The organism is Proteiniphilum sp. (assembly GCF_034331125.1).
Classification (GTDB): domain Bacteria; phylum Bacteroidota; class Bacteroidia; order Bacteroidales; family Dysgonomonadaceae; genus Proteiniphilum; species Proteiniphilum saccharofermentans.
Genome location: NZ_JAXQGC010000043.1, coordinates 13,706 through 32,557 on the forward strand (window position 1 = coordinate 13,706; position 18,852 = coordinate 32,557).

The window sequence follows — 18,852 nt, forward strand, 5'->3', positions numbered from 1 at the left end:
GAAACAAACTTGTTTGTATTATGCCGTTACGAGAATTGGAAATCTAGAAGCTAAAGCGATTCAAAATGACTAATGAAATTGAACTATTCTGTTATGTCAAACGGGGAGAGAGTAAGCTTGTAATGCTTTTTGAGTTGCTTTTGCTCCTTCCTCTACCAATTCAGTATATTTTTTAAAGTTGAAGATACTGTAATCACCCGCAGGAACCTCAATCATAAGATCAGGTTTAATCTCTATACAGCTCTTTCTGATATTGGTCTGAACAATCATGGCAGCCGAGTCCATCAAAAGAGAGAATTTATTGTATGTTTTCAGCACATTCTTTTTTGCACCTACAGACACTCCAATCAGAATATCATCAGTCGTACGAGAAACTTTGTCCAACGGCAATGGATTCAATAACCCACCATCGATTAAAGACATATTATTAAATTCATACGGTTTAAAGATAAAAGGTAGGGAAATGGATGCCCGTAAAGCATCAATAATTTTTCCTTGGTTGAAAATAACTTCTTGTTGATTCAATATATTTGTCGCAACTGCAGTAAACGGTATTTTCAGATCCTCAATCTTGGTATCGGAAAATATTTGCTCCATCTTTTTATACATTTTCCTTCCACCAATAATGCCTTTCCGACTTAAGCTGAAATCAACGAATTGGAAAATAGTCTTTCTGTTAATATTGCAAAGGACTTCTTTACATTCATTCCAATAACCCGAAGCAAAAGCGGCCCCCACAAAAGCTCCCATTGAACAACCCGCGACAGAAGAAATAGAATAATTTTGTCTGATTAACTCTTCTATAACACCAATATGAGCTAATCCTCTTGCACCACCTGTTGCCAAAACCAAAGCCACTTTTTTACCCTTCTGCATAATTATAAGAGATATTAATATCTAATTTTCATCTATTTTAATCCCCTGTATCTGGATCATCCGGTACTAAAGTACAAAAAATCCATATTGTGAAGTGAAAATTTATGCTTAATCACGGCTCAGACAATATCCAAAGAATTTCTATAGGCCACCCTTTCGCTTTCATTGAAAGCTTTTCCCTGATCCGACAAAAGAGCTGATTCCTTTTGCTTAAAAACACAACCTTAGGTCATTTATCTATTTTATATGGCGTCAACAGAAGAAAGAACAAGTGATAGTAAGCTTCATCATTTATCATATACATCGCCCGTAAGTTCGGGCGATGGAAATACAAAATGGCGCTTTTTTAGATTATCTTATTGAAGTGTTCCTTATCATTATTCATCTTGATCTTTTAACGCGGACAATACCCGGATCCCAGGAAACCACTGAGGACTGTAACCGGTATTCGTTCATCTCTCATAATTATTTTTTCTCCTTTTGTAAGATGATTTTTTAATATACTTTTGTTTGACCTTTGCCAAAACAATGCAAATGTAATAAAATATCAAATGAAACAATATTGCATTTATAAAATATTATTCTACTTTTGTGCCGGGAATGTTATTTTGATTACATTAGCTTAACAAAAAAGTTCATGCGTGAGAACAATTCTCATGCCCGTTTCAGAAAAACTTTGTATAAAAATGAATAATAAAGCACTTATAACAAGGAATTTGATTTTCTCCTATAATAGGTTGGTCGCATTCACATTTCCCGATATCGATTGCGCCCCGGGGAATCACTGCATCATCATGGGGCCGTCGGGCTGTGGAAAAACAACCTTTCTGCACCTTATCGCCGGATTATTAAGACCCGATTCAGGGGAAATTACCGTTCAGGGAACCGATACGATCCGGTTAAAAAACGAGGAAGCCGATCGGTTCCGGGGAAAAAATATCGGGATCATCTACCAGAAACCGCACTTTATACAATGGCTGACGGCATTTGAAAACTTACAGATAGCACGGTATCTAAATAATCTGACAACAGAAAATGAAGATATAAACCACCTGCTTCGTTCTTTAAATCTGGAAGACAAAGCAAAGAGCAAGCCGTCACAAATGAGCCAGGGAGAATTACAACGCTTGTCGATTGCACGGGCAGTGATCAATAAGCCCGCCCTTATCCTGGCCGATGAACCGACATCGAGCCTCGACGACAAAAATTGCGAGGAGGCATTGAATCTACTCAAACGCCAAGCAGAGGAACTGCAGGCAAGCCTTGTGATCGCCACCCACGATAAACGGTTGCTGGATCATTTTCCAAACAGGATTTTCTTATAAAACTCTTCAGGGACTACCCCTCCACGACAAAGAATTGTCTCATCTTAATTTATGCACATTACATCATGAATATATTTTCACTGAACCGGAAACAAATCAAGGCAAAGCCCTTGTCCTCCATATTGAATATTTTTTTATTTGCCACAGGTGTCGCCATTATCTCCTTCCTGTTTCTCACAACAGAGAAAATAGAAAACCAACTGAATAATAACGTGGCCGGCATCGACCTTGTAGTGGGAGCGAAAGGGAGTCCCTTACAACTTATTTTAGCGGGGATTTACCATATCGACCATCCTACCGGAAATATACAGTACAAGGAGGCCCTGGAACTGACAAAGAATCCCCTGATCAAACAGGCGGTTCCTTTGGCATTGGGTGATAGTTACCGTGGATTCCGTATAGTCGGTACCGACCAGACATTCCCGGAACTTTATCATGGGCAGTTGAAGGAAGGAATGTTGTGGAAAACCGATTTTGAAGCAAACATAGGATCAAAAGTCGCGGAAAAGACAGGATTAAAAATTGGAGACAGCTTTACGGGTGTGCACGGTTTTATAGAAGAAGCAGGACATGCACACGATGAGCACGAATATATTGTAACAGGTATCTTCGAAGAAACGGGGACGGTGCTCGATCAGTTGATCCTTACAAATATCGCGAGTGTGTGGAAAATCCATGAACACCATCATGAGCACCACGATGACGAACACATAGAGTCCGAAAACGCACATGTTACAGAAGCGGAAGAACCTCACGGTCATCCTCATGACCAGACTCATGCGGACGAACACGAACATGGGCATGCAGATGAGCACGGGCATGCAGATGCAGATGCGGATGCACATGAGCAAGATCATGAGCACGCTCCCGATAGCGCCGATGACAAAGAGATCACCCTATTGCTGGTTAAATATACCAATCCGATGGGAGCGATCACCCTGCCACGGCTGGTTAACTCTTCCACGAATATGCAGGCAGCATCGCCGGCACTGGAGATAAACCGGTTGTATTCGTTGATGGGAGTCGGAGTGCATACCATACGTCTTATCGCAGGCTTTATCATTATAATATCTGCTTTCAGCATTTTTATTTCGTTGCTCAACTCGTTAAAAGAGCGCAGATATGAGCTTGCCCTCATCCGTTCGATGGGAGGAAACCGTAATAAACTGTTTTCACTTGTTATACTGGAAGGGATAAGCATCGCATTCATAGGCTATCTACTAGGACTGGTACTGAGCCGGTTAGGCATGCTGTTGGTTTCATATTATACTGAAACCAACTATCATTATAGTTTGCAGCACTGGTTTAATATCAACGATTTTTATTTTTTATTTGTTTCACTGATAATCGGATTGCTATCGGCACTGATTCCTGCCATAAAAGCAATGCGTACAGATATCTCCAAAACTCTTAGCGAATGAAACGAACAGACAAATGTTCCATACAACCTTAGTGTTAAAAAACATATGAAGACAAAAACTATTTTTCTATTTTCTCTCCTGTGCGCAATCTACCTCCCTGTAAATGCACAACAGCCGAAACCGCAGACCGTTTCCTGGGACATGCTGAAAGATGTAACATGGTCTCAAAAATACATAGCTTCCCTTTCGGGATATTACCAGATGCCTGAATTCGGAAGGCAGATAGAATTCCTCGATAACAGAACTGTTATCATACAGGGATTTTATGTGCCGGTAGACGTGGAAGGGACTATTTTCGCACTCTCCGAAACACCTTCCTACATGTGTTTTTTCTGCGGTGTGGGAGGAATTGAATCCGTGATGGAAATATCTGTAAAAGAGGGACACCACGATTTAAAACGTGTCCGCACCGACCGGTATATACAAGTCAAAGGAATATTCAGTATCAACAGGGATGATCCGGAACACCTGATGTATCTGTTAAAAGATGCGGAACTGGTAAAGGTCGTAAGATAGTCCACTTCCGATTGAAACAACCAAGAACTGATTTTAAAATTGAAAAAATGATGGATAACATAGGGTTATATGCTTTATTAAGTACGCTCGTCGTGAGTCTGCTTTCTTTTGTCGGGGCGTTCCTTTTTTTCATTAAAACCAAAGTATTAAAACAGATATTACCATTGCTGATCTGCTTTTCCATAGGAGCTTTACTGGGAAATGCCTTTTTTCATCTTGTCCCCGAATCTTATTTTCACCTTCCGTCGGTCTATCTTACTTCATGGCTCATCCTAGCGGGCTTTTTACTCTTTTTCATCATCGATCAGGTATTACATATCCATACCGATACCGAGTCCCATACGCATCCAAAGAGCCATACATCGGGGATAAAGCCCTATGGATATCTGAGCCTCTATGCCGATGGAATTCACAATTTCACTGATGGTATTCTGATCGGTGCGGCATGGATGGTGATGCCGGAATTGGGGCTGGCAACAACGTTAGCCATTATTATGCATGAGATCCCTCAGGAAGTGAGTGATATCGGAATTTTGATCCGTGCAGGATTTTCTAAAAGAAAAGCATTATTATTTAATTTTGGAATAGCCTGTGCAGCCATTCTGGGGACTGCTCTCACACTATGGCTGGGACATCGCATAGGACATTTATCTACTTACATATTACCGGTTGCAGCCGGTGGATTTATTTATCTTGCCGCGGGTAGTCTGTTACCGGAAATTCTGAAAGAAACCGCGAAACGGAATTTGTTGTTACATCTGATTGTGATCCTGGCAGGTTTAGGTTTGATGTACTATCTCAGCCTGCACAGCGGGCATCATCATTGAATTCGCTAAAAATCTCCTATTCCCCATAAATCAACACCTCACCTTTCCTTATAAATAAATCCCCTTATTGGTAAATCAACACCAATAAGGGGCCTTCTTATACTTATAAATTTCTATATTTCCCAGTGCTTACTTCTTCACTTTTCATTCTTCATTCTTCATTCTTCATTCTTCACTCTTCACTCTTCACTCTTCACTCTTCATTCTTCACTTCCCTACCACTTTCAACTCATCAATCACATGGGATGCTCCCATCACCTTATCGATCATGTACAATACGTAGCGGATATCCACGCTGATCACACGTTGCATTTCCGGTTCAAAGAGGATGTCTCCACTGAGTGACTCCCAGTTTCCGTCGAATGCCAGTCCGATCAGTTCTGCGTTCCCATTCAGCACGGGACTGCCGGAATTTCCTCCGGTGATATCATTGTTCGACAACACATTAACCCTCATTAGTCCTTCCGGATCACCATAGCGATCGAAATCGCCGGAACGAATGGCATCCAGGATATATTCCTGCACATTGAATTCGGGATCGCCCGGCTTCTGTTTTTCCAATATCCCCTGCGAGGTAGTATAATAATCATACCAGACGGCATCGCGCGGTTGGTATCCCCCTACTGTCCCGTAACTCATACGCTGGGTGAAATTGGCATCGGGGTAGAAAGTCTTATCTGCATCCATTTCCATAAGGGCAGCCATAAATTCCCGTTCACCCCTGAGCATTTTCTCATAATAGGACATCATTTGTCCCGACAACTCATATCCCATATCAGCAGTCGACAACGCCAGTTCCATGGCCGGATCCTGGGTGAGCGACTGGGTATCTGCCGTCTTCAGCAGTTCCAGCAACTCCTCTAACGATGTGAAGCGGGAGTTGGCAAACAACCAGTCGGCATATTGTTCATAATCCCCACCGAACTCGTCCTTCACCTTTTGGTAGATATCAGGATGATACTGTTCGGGAACACGTTCGGCATAGAGTTTCATCAATGTGGGGAGTACCTTCTTATCCAGTGCCGGTTCATAATTTTTATACGACTCGATAAAGCGGTCGTTGATAAAATCCTGTTTGTCCTCTTCGGTACCGTCACTGTCGAATTGCAGGATGGTATTGGCAAAACGTATCAGTTCGATTCCGTTATTAAATACTTCCAGAAAATAGGTGGTATAAAGCGCCAGATCACCGGAATCGGTATAGGCACTCTCCAGTGTGGAAAGTGTACTGCCGTATCTGGCCTGGCGGACAGGACTGCCTTTGATCCACTCCTTCAATCTTGCTTCCAGCTTCTCCTTTTCGGGCAGCACTTCCAGATTGGTAAGCGCTTCGTTCATTCCCATGGAGTTCTTCCAGTAATTGGAGCTGCCGGCATATTTATTGGCATATTTAATACGGATGGTATCATTTTTGGTCATCGCATCCCACCAGATATCCTGTTTGGCTCCCCTCACTTCGATGCGGGGTTTGTTCTCCGACTCCATCCGCTGGCGGATTCCCCACGACGACATGTAACGCTGTGTACTGCCGGGGTAACCTATTGTCATTGCGTAATCTCCATCGGTCACGCCGTCGAGCGATACAGGGACTACATATTTAGGTTGATAAGGTACATTTTCGCTACTGTAGTTGGCCGGACGGTTATCTTTATCCGCATAGACACGGAATACCGAGAAATCACCGGTATGGCGCGGCCACATCCAGTTGTCGGTATCACCACCGAATTTCCCGACTGAAGAAGGAGGTGCCGTAACAAGGCGTACATCACGAAACTGATCATATAGCACAACGTAGTATTTGTTGCGTGAATAGAAAGGGACAATGCGGGCATGGGTAAATGGATCTGTTTCATATTCGTCTATCAGTGCAGTGGAAAGAGAGTCGATCGCCCGTTCGCGTTGTATCTCACTAAGAACAGAAGGTACATGGGCCATGATCCGGTCCGTCACATCCGTCATCGATTTCAGGAACGACACAGTCAAGCCATCGGCAGGCAGTTCTTCTGCCTGATTTTCCGCTACGAACCCGTCTTTCAGATAGTCATGCTCCACCGCGCTCAACTTCTGGATAGCCCCGTATCCGCAATGGTGATTGGTAAATATCAATCCCTGGTCGGAGACCGCCACGCCGGTACATCCTCCGCCAAAGATCACCACCGCATCTTTCAACGACGGATTATCCTCATCATATAATTGATCTACGGGAAAAGTAAATCCCAACTCTTTCATACGGGCAACACTCTCGCTGTTCAACTCCTTGAGCAACCACATACCCTCATCGGCTTTCACCGTCAACGTCGCCAAAAATATCGCGACCAACAAACCTACTTTCTTCATAAATTTATTTTCAATTTCAAAATTCCAGATTTCAGATTCCAAATTTCAGATTCCAGATTATTCTTAGCTTCTAATTTCTGACTTCGTCACTTCTTAGCTCTTAATTTTTAATTCTTAATTTTTAATTTTTTCCCAATCACCGGCAATTCCCGTAAAGGCAGTTCCTTTTTAACAACCACAAAGATATATAGCATGATCAACACCGTATTGATCAGTAATCGCAGCCATAATTCAGGTATATTATTGTATGTCAGTGTAATCCCGGCGAAGAGGATTATCGATAGCAGGAAGAAAAATCCGGCCGACCTGAGGTTGTACGGGATAGGATAATTTTTTTGTCCCAGGAAATAAGAAACCAGCATCATGGCAAGGTTGGCGATAAATGAAGCCCACGCACAAGCCATATAGCCAAACCGGGGAATAAAAAGAATATTGATTACTATGGTGACGATGAATCCAAAGATTGACATATATGCTCCCCACCGGGTTTGATCGGTGAGTTTATACCACAACGAGAGATTGAAATAGACCCCAAAGAAGAGTTCACCCAGAAGGACAATAGGAACCACTTTCAGCCCCACATGATAATTTTCAGGGATCAGCTTCTTGATAATATCGATATAACCGGTCGTTACTAAAAAGATCAGCAATCCGAAAATGATGAAAAATTTGGTCGCATCACTGAACGACCGGCGATCATCGGAAGCACTCCTGTTCCTCGCGAATATAAAGGGTTCAAAAGCATAACGGAAGGCCTGGGTGAACATCACCATGATGACAGCGATCTTAAAATTCTGTCCGTAAATCCCCAATTGTGTAAATGCTGCAGCCTCGTCGGGGTAGACCCAGGGAAAGATAATCTTATCCACTGTCTGGTTCAATATACCTGCCACACCCAGAATAAGGATAGGGAAAGAATAGCGCAGCATCCGGCGTAATAATTCCCGGTCGAATGTAAACCTGATCTTCAGTTCCGGCGACACCATCAGGAATTGGATAACAGAAGCGGTAAGGTTGGAGATCAATACGTAATCGACACCACGACTGATATCGAACCAGGAAAAAGCATCAGGAAACAGGGTTTGCAGCCAAGGGCAGCCAAGGAAAAAGAAGAGGTTGAAAAGGATGGTCATCACCACATTGATGAGCTTGATTACTGCAAACCGGATAGGCCGCTTCTTAAAGCGGAGGTTTGCAAAGGGGATAGCACCCAACACGTCGAAACAGAGAATGATCACCAGCATAAGCAGGTAATGCGGCTTCATCGCCGCACCTCCCAATGCGAAAGCCGCAGGTTCTAACAATAACAGTGCAGCCAGGAAAAAGAGCAATGTTGTGAAGGCAATACTGATAAAGGTGGTGGAGAAGACCCTCACGGGGTCATTCTCTTTATTGGCATAACGGAAAAATCCGGTTTCCATACCGTAAGTGAGGATTACCTGCAAAAGTGCCACCCAGGCATAAAAGTTGGTCAGCACCCCGATATCGGAGACCTCCGGCAGAGCGAATGCCCAGTATAGTGACAACAACCAGCTAAGGAGTTTAGGCAAGACACTTCCTATCCCATAGAAGAAAGTCTCCTTTGCCAACGATTTCATTCCTCCTGCCATATTTTCTCGATAATTTTTGAAGACTGGTTGTAAATTAATAGTGAAAAACGAATAGTGAATAGTGAAAAATGAATTCTTGACTTCCAATCTTCTTCACTTCTAATCCGGATCTTCACAACTGTAATCGAATATTACAATGGCAAAGGTAGTATTTTTCTACGTAGTGTCTGCGCTGTAGCCCATCATTATTTATCTTTAAGAAGAATGATAGCTAAAATATGGAAAAAAAAAGCTTACTTTGCAGGTCGAAACAGCTAAGAAATAAACCAAGTAATATGTAAGGCAGGCAACGGTTGTCACTGTACAGGCCGAAAGCATGCAATCGAAATTTATGGCACAGGACGACGTTTTTAAGAAACTGGTATCGCACTGTAAAGAATACGGATTTGTATTCCAGTCGAGTGAGATTTACGACGGGTTAAGCGCCGTGTACGATTACGGACAGATGGGTGTGGAACTCAAGAACAATATCAAAAAGTACTGGTGGGACAGTATGGTACTGCTGCACGAAAATGTAGTAGGCATCGACTCCGCCATCTTTATGCACCCTACCATCTGGAAAGCATCAGGGCATGTGGATGCATTCAATGATCCGCTTATTGATAACAAAGACAGTAAAAAACGGTACCGGGCAGACGTACTGATTGAAGACCATCTCGCCAAATACGACGAAAAGATCGGGAAAGAGGTGCAGAAAGCGGCAAAACGGTTCGGCGACCAGTTCGACGAAGCGATGTTTCGTGAGACCAATCCCCGCGTGCAGGAAAACCTACAGAAAAGGGATGAAATCCACGCCCGTTTCGCCAAAGCGCTTAATGATAATAATCTGGAAGATCTTCGTCAGATCATTCTCGATTGTGAGATCGTCTGCCCCATAAGCGGCACGCGTAACTGGACGGAAGTGCGTCAGTTCAACCTGATGTTCTCTACAGAGATGGGATCGACAGCCGACGGAGCAATGAAGGTCTATCTTCGTCCCGAAACGGCGCAGGGTATCTTCGTGAACTTCCTGAACGTACAGAAAACAGGTCGCATGAAGATCCCGTTTGGTATCGCCCAGATAGGAAAAGCGTTCCGTAACGAGATCGTAGCCCGTCAGTTCATCTTCCGTATGCGGGAGTTCGAACAGATGGAAATGCAGTTCTTCGTCGCTCCCGGTGAAGAGTTGCAATGGTTTGAACATTGGAAGCAATTCCGGATGAAATGGCACCAGGCACTGGGCTTCGGCGCAGAAAAATACAGGTTCCACGACCACGACAAATTGGCGCACTATGCCAATGCCGCCACTGATGTTGAATTCGAGATGCCGTTCGGGTTTAAGGAAGTGGAAGGCATTCACTCCCGTACCGATTTCGACCTGAGCCAGCATGAAAAATATTCCGGTAAAAAGATACAGTATTTCGATCCGGAACAAGGAAAATCGTATGTGCCTTATGTAGTGGAAACCTCTATCGGGGTGGACAGGATGTTCCTTTCAATCCTCGCAGGTTCTTATCACGAGGAGATACTGGAAGGCGGTGAGATCCGTGTACTGTTGAAGCTACCCCCTACCCTTGCGCCGGTCAAGTTGGCCATATTACCGCTGGTAAAAAAAGATGGTTTGGCTGAGAAAGCACGGGAGATTATGGATGATCTCAAATTCAGCTTCGCATGCCAATACGACGAGAAAGACAGCATCGGCAAGCGCTACCGCCGCCAGGATGCCATCGGCACCCCTTTCTGCGCCACCATCGACCATCAGACACTCGAGGACAACACGGTAACCATCCGTTACCGCGACACGATGGAACAAGAAAGAGTTTCTATCGATTCACTACAACAAACCATCTCCGAAAAAACGGATATGAAGAATTTGTTGAAACAACTGGCTGTATAAAGTATAAAAAACCACAACAATGAAGAAACAACTATCACTGATTTTCAGCTTTTGCGCGATTATCCTCTTTGCCACATGCGACAAGACGGAAACGTTCGACGATCAATGGAAAAACGCTAATGAAGCACAGTTTGCGAAAATTGCTGCTGATTCGAGATATACCCGGATCAATTCGGCATCAACCGCCGGCTATATTATGGTTAAGGAGATCGAGCCGGGAGACGGAGAAACACCCGCCTTTACCGACAAGGTAAGAGTACTTTATACAGGATGGTACAAATATGACTGGTCAAAGCCCGATACCTATGAAAACGATCAGGGCCAAACCATTATTAACAAATATATCTTCGACCCTACAGAAAACAGGAACAATATTCTCAGTACCTTTACCGTAAGCGGTTTGATTGATGGTTACAGGACTGCGCTCCAACACATGCAGGTAGGCGATAAATGGGAAATTTGGATTCCCTGGAATTTAGGGTACGGGGCGAATGGCAGCAACAATATACCTGGCTACACCACGCTGGTTTTCGAAGTTGAACTGGTCAGCATCGTAAGATAACTCCTCAAGCGGGGACGACAAGATTTTTGTAGAATTATAAAAAAGAGTGTTATGTAAAGTAGCGCTCTTTTTTTTTGTCTCATAGGCAGTATTGTGTTTACATTTTTCACAAAATTACTGCCTTCGAACACTCATTTCAATCCCTTAAAATTGGGATTTTCTTAAAAAAATGCCATCATTTATAGGGAGTCTCATGGTAGAAATTTGGGTTCAAATATTGTTATCTATCGATAATAAAAACTGCTCAATGGCTCCTCTGACCTGGAGGCGGGTACCGTTGAACTTATTTACCATCACGGTAAATGCGTACTTCTTATTGCCATCAATCAGATAACCGGCAAAACATTGTACTCCGCCAATACTACCGCTTTTAGCAACAACTTTACCGGTTAGCTTCGTATTCCGGAGGAAACTCCGGAGCGTACCCTCCTGCCCTGCCTTTGGCAGCGAGTTGAAAAATACTGTGGAATGACTGCTTCTATTGTACATATATACCAACAGGTCGGTCAGAAATTGTGCACTTACTGCGTTTTGTGGAGCCAGCCCACAACCGTCAAACATCTGCAATGAGGAGGTTGAAATCCCTCTTTCTTTCCAGAACTCTTCTGTATATTCGATTCCGGCCTCTAACGGATCAGTATATATATCACCTTTGTTATAACGCCCCATGGTACGGATAAGGTGCTCCGTATAGTGGTTGTTACTCTCCACATTTATCTCCCGGATAATATCCTTCACGGGACGCGATACTTGTGTAAATATCACCTTTCCGACACGATAAGGAGCCGATTTCCGGTCTGTCGCACAAATTCCCGAAAGATAATCATTACGCGCCGTTTCCACATTTCCTATCTGAAAACCGGCACGGGAAAGATAATCAGCCAATGTTTGTCCTAACAACAGCCCCGGATCGGGGATATCCCCTTTGATACTGAACTCTGCCCTGCCTGCAGGAATATTTCCCCGCACCGCCCTATCGTAAGAGAAAGGTTCACCATAGATATATCCGTTATCACTCCCTGTACTATTCAAAGAAAGCGAATTCTGAAAGGTTAGTCCCTTAATTTCCGGCTCTGTACGCAGGATACGAGGACAACTATTTCTGTCAGTCGTATTAAAAAACAAGCGATAGCTATTGTCAAAAATACTGATACCATAAGCGCCTGCAGCATAATAATTTCCTATATCTATCCATGTCCATCCGGGCGCGACACCATCATAACCGAACAGATTATCCACGACATAAATGGTATACTCCTTGTCTTTAGGAAGTACTTTGGCGAGTGCTTCGGTACCATTGATAAAAAAGGCATTCCGATTTTCCCCGAAGGCTTCACTACCCAGTGTGGGATCGCCGGAGCCAAACACCAGGATACGTGACGGGTCATTTGCATCAAGACCCACTTCGGTCTTATAACGGTAATTATCTCCGAAAGTTTCCAACGCCGTAGCGGTGGTAAGCAGTTTTAGTGTCGATGCCGGTGTAAGTGATTTTTCCGCGTCGTGTGAAACAATATGTTGACCGCTCTTCAGTTCCACGACGGAGACCCCTACCGAAGCATGCTTCAGTGAGGGATGATTAATAAAACGCTGCAGCGCTGTCTGCGAATAGCCAAACCCGGTTCCCAAAAGGATAATTGTAGCAAGAAAATATCTTATCATGATTCAGTAGTATTATTGTCAGTACAACGTGAATATCGGTTGCAGGTAATTTATACACGTGAATTACAAATATAATGAATAATCCGGAAGAATATTGATCCCGGTCGGAAAATTAGAGAGAAATAAAAAAGGATGACCCTGGTAGAGAGTCATCCTATTAATAATCTATTTATAATTATTTTTTGGGCTATGGTTAGAATTTATAACCCACAGAAAGGTAAGCGTTCTGGTTTTTGATATTTCCGTCGGAGACGTTGGAAATATTCACTAATCCCATATCCCAGCCCAGATCTATCAGAATAGGACCAAATTCGGCACCTACCCCAAGACCTAAACCGGCATCGAACGGTTTATACTGCCTGTTGCCATCACCGAATATCTTATCAACATCCCATTCCCCGGAGATATTACCAACCGAAGCCTTTCTGCTGCCACCCACTCCGTATGCTGCATAAGGGCCTGCATGGAACACGATTCGCGTTCCAGGTGAAACATCTAATTTATACGCATAGTGAACCGGCAGTTGCAGATACATCAGGTTTTCAGTGTATTTGGCATCCAAGTCAGTATTCTCTGCCTTGAATCCTTTGGTAGTGAAGAACAACCCTGTTTGAATAGCGCTGTTGTACATAAATTCATAATCAGCCGCCAAACCTACGTGGAAACCGATCTTTACATTTTTGTCGTCCAGTTCGTCACCATAAAAGTTCGACATGTTCACACCACCTTTTACTCCAAGGTTTACCTGAGCACTCGCAGCCGTTACCATGATAAGCATCGCTGCAATCAGTGAAAATTTCATTTTTCTCATAATGTCATTTTTAGTTAAAGAAATTAGTTAGTTCGTTATTTGAAGATCATGCCTTCGTCCGCTTTCAGACTATTTCTTTCAGAAATGGTTTAAAGCTTTTGATACAACGTCCGACAGTCGAATATTATTTAGTCGGGACCTTCGTACCCAAAAGTCAAAATCTACGGGGTAAAACACGTGACCGGTATTATTGTTCAATAGAATTAATCTATACCTTCAAAAATACTCTTTGCTTTTTATTCTCTATTTTTGTTCTCCAGACAATAAAACGGAATGAACTATAAAGAGGTTACGCCACCCAAGGAACTTTCATCTTTTGTAAAATGCTTCTGGGAATACAAAAGCAAGGATAAAGATATTCAACATACCATTCTCCCGAATGGATGGGTTGAGAAGCTCTTTTGAATCTATCAAAGAGGGCACTTTATATCCCGATCTAAATTATTACGATCAATCTCATTACATTAAAGAGACCAAAAAATATACGGGAGAGTCTCCCAAGAAACTGTTAAAAAACGAGGATGACCGTTTTTTACAATTATCAGTGAACCGAAAACCTTAATTTTGCCATGAACTTAACAGATCAATAAAATGAGAAAATTGGATCATATCTCAAGGAAATGGTGGTTTTTTGTCGTCTTAGTGGCATCACAATCCTTATTGATGCCGTATGCAAGTAAGAATTTTCAACCGGACGCCATTAGTAGTATTATTTACACTACACTTCAAAATTCACTTCAGATGGGATTCGGCAATTACAATATCTATTTCCAAGCTTTATCCCTTTTAATCTTAGTCCTGCTGGTTATACTGAAAAACAGGATGAAACTTATTTTCAATATATATGTCGCAGCCAGTTATATCCTTTTTACTTTTATCCAAAATATAGCTGTGACAGAACGATATGGACTAAGCATAGTGACCGTGAGCTGAATATCCCGAATATAAACGTTGTTACTTATCGCATCACAGCACTTATCGGGGTAATTATAGGTCTCTACAATATGGTTTCATTCCTCAATCCTCATACTGTATTTCTGGGAATCCTACATATACCACTACTAACTATTTCACTGTACTGTAGCATATTAAGTTATAAAATAGGCGAAAACACAAACAATAAGACAGTTACAGTCACAGATCATACATAGCTCAACTCGAAGTGAGGTACAGAGAATATTTCGTTGGCTACTTTTTTGATTTCCTGTTGTGTGATCCCGTCGATCCGGGAATAGACCTCGTTCAACGGCGTGTATCGGTCAAAATGCAGAAAAGCTTTCCCCATTCCCAAGGTATTGTTTTCATGGTTTTCCGCAGCAATACCCATCTGCCCCTTCCACTGCCGTTTGGTCCGCATTAATTGTGTAGGAGTTAATTCAGTCTGAATGATCTTCTCAATTTCTTTGTTGATGAGTCTAAGGCATCTTTCCCTGAATTTCGGATCGGAAGCAAAGTAGATGGTGAACAGGCCGGTATCGGAGTACAATGTCAGATTTGATTCCACATGATAGACCAACCCGTGTTTTTCCCTGAGTGAAACATTGAGCCGGCTGTTGAGACTCCCTCCCCCCAGTATGTGATTGATCATATACAATACATATTTATCAGGATGATGCATATTGAATGTACGCCATCCCATCACGACATGCGACTGGGATGTATCTTTTTGCATCTCCGTCTTTTCGGGAACCAGGATAGCCGGGGATATACGCTGCTTAAGGGGTAATGCTCCATTCGACGGATTTAATGCAGACGAAAAATACTTTTCGGCCATCCGTACGACTTTTGAAAAAGAGGTTTTCCCGAAAGAAAAAAAGACCATATTATCCGGACGATACTGTCTCTCAACGAAACGCTTCATGTTCCCGCTATTGAATGATTGCAGTGTTTCAGGATCACCCAGTATATAGTGCCCCAAATCGTGGCCGGCAAACACCAGATTCTCAAAATCATCATATATCAGCTCCGAAGGTGAGTCTTCATATGAAAGAATTTCATCGATGATCACTTCCCGTTCCCTCTCGATCTGCCGGTCGGAAAACCGGGAGTGAAAAACAATATCATTCAACAGTTCCATGGTACGGGGTAAATATTCTTCCGGAAATGCGGCGTACACAAACGTCTCTTCCTTGGAAGTGTAAGCATTAAGCTCTCCTCCTATATTCTCCATCCGGTCGACAACATGATGGGCCCTGCGCTTCTCCGTACCTTTGAAAAGCATGTGTTCCACAAAATGGGCCATACCCTGCTCAGCAGGAAATTCATCACGGGTTCCACTGTTCACAGCAATCCCGCAATAGGATATGTCGGATGGAAAAGAACGGTGAATGATGCGTAAACCATTCGATAAAGTATGTGTATGTGTCATTACAAAAAAATCAATTCACCCGTGATACGGAATAGGTACCTTCATAAAATCCCACAATGTTCTGCGTCATCTCAATCGACATATTGATTCGATCCTCTATGGTTCTGGTTGCGGCGTGGGGAGCAAGCACCACATTATCGAGTTCCAGTAATTCCGGTAAAATATGCGGTTCATTCTCGAACACATCCAGCCCTGCAGCCCAGATTCTGCTTTCTTTCAGAGCTTTTGCCAGTGCTTTCTCATCTACCATACTGCCACGGGCCGTATTGATAAATACTGCTGAAGGTTTCATCATATTTAATTGTTCCGCGGCAATCATGTGGTGCGTTTGAGGTGTATAAGGCGCATTCAGCGAAATATAATCAGCCGTTCTCAATAGCTCCTCAAATGCCACATACCGGGCATTATATTGTTGTTCGACAGCTTTATCCAGCCTATTCCTGTTATGGTAAATAATCCCCATACCCGATGCCACGGCACGACGCGCCAACGATTGTCCGATACGTCCCATACCAATAATACCCAACGTTTTTCCATATACCGGCATGCCACTCTCAGCATAAACGCCCCAGCTTACACCTTCAGGGGTGCGTAATTTACGATCGTAATAGCCAATACGGCGACCGGCAGCCAGCAAAAGTGCGAAAGCAAATTCAGCTGTAGGCTCACGCGTACTGTTAGGAATATTGGTGACCACAATTCCTTTTTTTGTAGCGTAATCCACATCGATATTGTTGAATCCCACTCCGAAATTAGAAATCAGTTCTAATTTTACGGCTCTGTCCATAATTTCCCTGTCAGTATAAAAACTAAAATTAGGGACAAGAACCTCGTAATCAGGGATCATTTCCAGCACCTCCTCTTTGGTGAAATATGATCTCTCGGTAGGAAGTGTAACATCATACTTTCCTTCCAAGGTTTTCAACCCTTCCGGCTTCAAACGATACGTAATCAATACTTTTTTCATAAGAATTACGGATTAAGAGACAGTAAACTACCAATTACAAATTACCAAGTATCAACTGTCAATTGTCAACTGTCAACTGTCAATTATCAATCAAATAAGTATAACAAAAAAACGAGCCTTTCGACCCGTTTTCCGCTCTTCCTCTTGGACTTGAACCAAGGACCCTCTGATTAACAGTCAGATGCTCTAACCAACTGAGCTAAGGAAGAATATTTCACTTTTTAAATTTAACCTTTCTGCTCTTCCTCTTGGACTTGAACCAAGGACCCTCTGATTAACAGTCAGATGCTCTAACCAACTGAGCTAAGGAAGAATGTTCTCTCTGCCGAAAAGCGATGCAAAAGTAGTATAATTTTCCGAATAAACCAATAACTCCCGGAAAAAAATTTGAGCTCCTAAATCACTCACGTCACCCACAGGGATAGCAGCTCCTAAGGACAATCCAATAAAACCTCTTCTGGAGCCAGTGTCATTCAAACCCGCTACTCTTCTATTGCGGGATGAAACAGGCTCTCTGACAATTTTTTCTATTTCATCTGTTTGGTAGACGAAAACACTGCCATCAGAAGTTTGCAGTTTAATTTGCTCATTCGGGACTTGTTCAATGATGATGCCTCTTAAGATACTCCCGTTTTTGAGGTATACGACATCTATCAGATTGTTTTGCTGAGAAAAAGCAATCACCGAAACGAACAGTGTCAGAATTAACAAGTTTAATTTTCTCATAATTCGATCATTTTATTATTAAACAAATAGTGCGAATACTCTTTTCATTACATCCTGGTTCTCATCAGACAGGTTAATCCAAATCGTTTCTTTGTCCTTTTTAAACCAGGTGAGCTGCTTACGGGCATAGTTACGGGAATGTTGCTTTATTTTTTCTATCGCGAACCCAAGACTATATTTCCCGTCGAAATAGTCGAAAAGTTCTTTATACCCTACAGTATTGAGCGAGTTAAGATGCCGCTGTGGATAGAAGCTTCTTGCCTCCTCTATCAATCCCTCTTCGATCATCCGGTCCACCCGCCGGTTGATACGGTCATATAGTTCTTCACGATCACGTGTAAAACCGATTTTCACAATCCGGAACGGACGTTCTTTCTTTGGATTGGTACGCAGTGATGAGTATGGCCTTCCTGCCATCAGGCATACCTCTAAAGCATGGATCACTCGCTTGGGATTTTTCAAATCCACCTCATTGTAAAAAACAGGATCAAGTATTTTTAATTGCTGTCGTATTGGATCGAGACCATCCCTCCGATAAATTTCCTGTAATTCCTTACGGAGTGTTTCATCTATGGTGGGGATATCGTCAATACCTTTGCAGACCGCATCTATGTACATCATTGAACCACCTGTCATCACTACAACCGGATACTGTCCGTATAATTCCTGAAGCAGTGAAAGCGCATCCCGTTCATATTCACTGGCACTATAGTAATCTTCGGGAGAAAGTACACCCACAAAATAGTGTGTTACCCGACTTAATTGTGCTGAGGTCGGTGCGGCCGTACCAATGGTCATTCCCTTATATATCTGACGGGAATCAGCAGATAATATAGGAGATTCCAACTCTTCAGCAACTCTCAGGCTCCATTCTGTCTTTCCAACACCTGTAGGGCCAAGAAGCACGAGGAGCGTATTCATATCCGGTTGTTGTTCGATGGTTGTTCAGTTATTGTGCCGAAGAACGC

General features: G+C 42.9%; 17 protein-coding genes and 2 tRNA genes. 8 read left to right on the plus strand and 11 right to left on the minus strand.

Annotation, left to right across the window (positions count from 1 at the left end):
* Positions 1-96: 96 nt before the first annotated feature.
* The gene (locus tag U2P89_RS10525) at positions 97-876 is read right to left on the minus strand and encodes a patatin-like phospholipase family protein (RefSeq protein ID WP_091907341.1); all 780 of its coding nucleotides are present in this window, start codon (positions 874-876) and stop codon (positions 97-99) included.
* 686 nt (positions 877-1,562) lie between these two features.
* Here U2P89_RS10525 and U2P89_RS10530 point away from each other — a divergent pair.
* The 4 genes from U2P89_RS10530 to U2P89_RS10545 all read left to right on the plus strand — a co-directional run bounded on the left by U2P89_RS10530 (position 1,563) and on the right by U2P89_RS10545 (position 4,965).
* The gene (locus U2P89_RS10530; protein WP_091907339.1) at positions 1,563-2,201 is read left to right on the plus strand and encodes an ABC transporter ATP-binding protein; all 639 of its coding nucleotides are present in this window, start codon (positions 1,563-1,565) and stop codon (positions 2,199-2,201) included.
* 65 nt (positions 2,202-2,266) lie between these two features.
* Positions 2,267-3,622, plus strand: coding sequence for an FtsX-like permease family protein (locus U2P89_RS10535; protein WP_091907337.1), 1,356 nt, complete (start codon positions 2,267-2,269; stop codon positions 3,620-3,622).
* A 45-nt stretch (positions 3,623-3,667) separates the two neighbouring features.
* Positions 3,668-4,138: a hypothetical protein gene (locus tag U2P89_RS10540; protein ID WP_091907336.1), complete on the plus strand. Its 471-nt coding sequence runs from the start codon at positions 3,668-3,670 to the stop codon at positions 4,136-4,138.
* A gap of 47 nt (positions 4,139-4,185) precedes the next feature.
* Entirely contained in the window at positions 4,186-4,965 is a 780-nt protein-coding gene (locus tag U2P89_RS10545; protein ID WP_322191377.1) for a ZIP family metal transporter, read from the plus strand.
* A 207-nt stretch (positions 4,966-5,172) separates the two neighbouring features.
* On the opposite strand, the gene U2P89_RS10550 is transcribed toward U2P89_RS10545, so the two are convergent.
* Together U2P89_RS10550 and U2P89_RS10555 are read right to left on the minus strand one after the other, a co-directional pair.
* Positions 5,173-7,302 carry a S46 family peptidase gene (locus U2P89_RS10550; protein WP_076930724.1) on the minus strand — a complete coding sequence of 710 codons (2,130 nt, stop codon included), beginning with the start codon at positions 7,300-7,302 and terminating at the stop codon, positions 5,173-5,175.
* 107 nt (positions 7,303-7,409) lie between these two features.
* A complete protein-coding gene (locus tag U2P89_RS10555; RefSeq protein WP_322191378.1) occupies positions 7,410-8,912 on the minus strand; it encodes a polysaccharide biosynthesis C-terminal domain-containing protein in 1,503 nt (500 codons plus the stop codon).
* A 331-nt stretch (positions 8,913-9,243) separates the two neighbouring features.
* Here U2P89_RS10555 and U2P89_RS10560 point away from each other — a divergent pair, with 331 nt between their 5' ends.
* Positions 9,244-10,788 carry a glycine--tRNA ligase gene (locus U2P89_RS10560; protein WP_091907330.1) on the plus strand — a complete coding sequence of 515 codons (1,545 nt, stop codon included), beginning with the start codon at positions 9,244-9,246 and terminating at the stop codon, positions 10,786-10,788.
* A gap of 19 nt (positions 10,789-10,807) precedes the next feature.
* Positions 10,808-11,350, plus strand: a complete 543-nt coding sequence (locus U2P89_RS10565) for an FKBP-type peptidyl-prolyl cis-trans isomerase (protein WP_091907327.1) — start codon at positions 10,808-10,810, stop codon at positions 11,348-11,350.
* Between the two features lie 210 nt (positions 11,351-11,560).
* On the opposite strand, the gene dacB is transcribed toward U2P89_RS10565, so the two are convergent.
* Together dacB and U2P89_RS10575 are read right to left on the minus strand one after the other, a co-directional pair.
* Positions 11,561-13,012, minus strand: a complete 1,452-nt coding sequence (gene dacB / locus U2P89_RS10570; protein WP_322191379.1) for a D-alanyl-D-alanine carboxypeptidase/D-alanyl-D-alanine-endopeptidase — start codon at positions 13,010-13,012, stop codon at positions 11,561-11,563.
* Positions 13,013-13,205: 193 nt separating this feature from the next.
* Positions 13,206-13,823, minus strand: coding sequence for a porin family protein (locus tag U2P89_RS10575; protein ID WP_092025053.1), 618 nt, complete (start codon positions 13,821-13,823; stop codon positions 13,206-13,208).
* A gap of 273 nt (positions 13,824-14,096) precedes the next feature.
* Here U2P89_RS10575 and U2P89_RS10580 point away from each other — a divergent pair, with 273 nt between their 5' ends.
* The gene (locus tag U2P89_RS10580; protein ID WP_313381137.1) at positions 14,097-14,228 is read left to right on the plus strand and encodes a DUF6597 domain-containing transcriptional factor; all 132 of its coding nucleotides are present in this window, start codon (positions 14,097-14,099) and stop codon (positions 14,226-14,228) included.
* A gap of 186 nt (positions 14,229-14,414) precedes the next feature.
* Positions 14,415-14,756 (plus strand): hypothetical protein, encoded by a 342-nt coding sequence (locus tag U2P89_RS10585; RefSeq protein WP_313381136.1) that lies wholly within the window; start codon positions 14,415-14,417, stop codon positions 14,754-14,756.
* A gap of 208 nt (positions 14,757-14,964) precedes the next feature.
* On the opposite strand, the gene U2P89_RS10590 is transcribed toward U2P89_RS10585, so the two are convergent.
* The 6 genes from U2P89_RS10590 to miaA form a co-directional block, all read right to left on the minus strand.
* Positions 14,965-16,191 (minus strand): pitrilysin family protein, encoded by a 1,227-nt coding sequence (locus U2P89_RS10590; RefSeq protein WP_322191380.1) that lies wholly within the window; start codon positions 16,189-16,191, stop codon positions 14,965-14,967.
* Positions 16,192-16,201: 10 nt separating this feature from the next.
* Entirely contained in the window at positions 16,202-17,158 is a 957-nt protein-coding gene (locus U2P89_RS10595) for an NAD(P)-dependent oxidoreductase (protein ID WP_092025049.1), read from the minus strand.
* Between the two features lie 135 nt (positions 17,159-17,293).
* Positions 17,294-17,367 (minus strand) — tRNA-Asn (locus tag U2P89_RS10600).
* Between the two features lie 30 nt (positions 17,368-17,397).
* Positions 17,398-17,471, minus strand: a tRNA-Asn gene (locus U2P89_RS10605).
* Complete coding sequence (locus tag U2P89_RS10610; protein ID WP_091907314.1) at positions 17,462-17,884, minus strand: hypothetical protein; 423 nt, start codon at positions 17,882-17,884, stop codon at positions 17,462-17,464. The genes U2P89_RS10605 and U2P89_RS10610 overlap by 10 nt, the downstream gene beginning before the upstream one ends.
* An 18-nt stretch (positions 17,885-17,902) precedes the next feature.
* On the minus strand, positions 17,903-18,805 hold the full coding sequence (gene miaA / locus U2P89_RS10615) for a tRNA (adenosine(37)-N6)-dimethylallyltransferase MiaA (protein ID WP_076930746.1): 903 nt from the start codon (positions 18,803-18,805) through the stop codon (positions 17,903-17,905).
* Positions 18,806-18,852 lie beyond the last annotated feature (47 nt).